The organism is Xenorhabdus entomophaga (assembly GCF_037996725.1).
GTDB lineage: Bacteria > Pseudomonadota > Gammaproteobacteria > Enterobacterales > Enterobacteriaceae > Xenorhabdus > Xenorhabdus khoisanae.
Map to the genome: position 1 here is coordinate 1 of NZ_JBBMXH010000499.1, position 223 is coordinate 223.

A 223-nucleotide genomic window follows, 5' to 3' on the forward strand; every position below is an offset into this window, starting at 1 on the left:
ACCCATTGTTGCATTATGTCAATACACACCGACTTGCCGGTGATTTCCAGTTGATTGGTGACCCATTCTGCCATGGTCAGGTTCCTCATTGAATTGATAAGAATAAACCGGAGGAACCGCACCATCAGGGCACAATTCCCCCGATGGGTGATAAAAAAAATGGGTTACTCGGACGGTGACCCGCTGGCCTGACTGAGCAGCGTTTCGGTAATACCGCTGTCGA

General features: G+C 49.8%; 1 pseudogene. It reads right to left on the reverse strand.

Annotated elements, in window-relative coordinates:
- Window positions 1–74, reverse strand: a pseudogene (locus tag AAC854_RS24870) (DUF1281 domain-containing protein); the annotation flags it as partial.
- Window positions 75–223 lie beyond the last annotated feature (149 nt).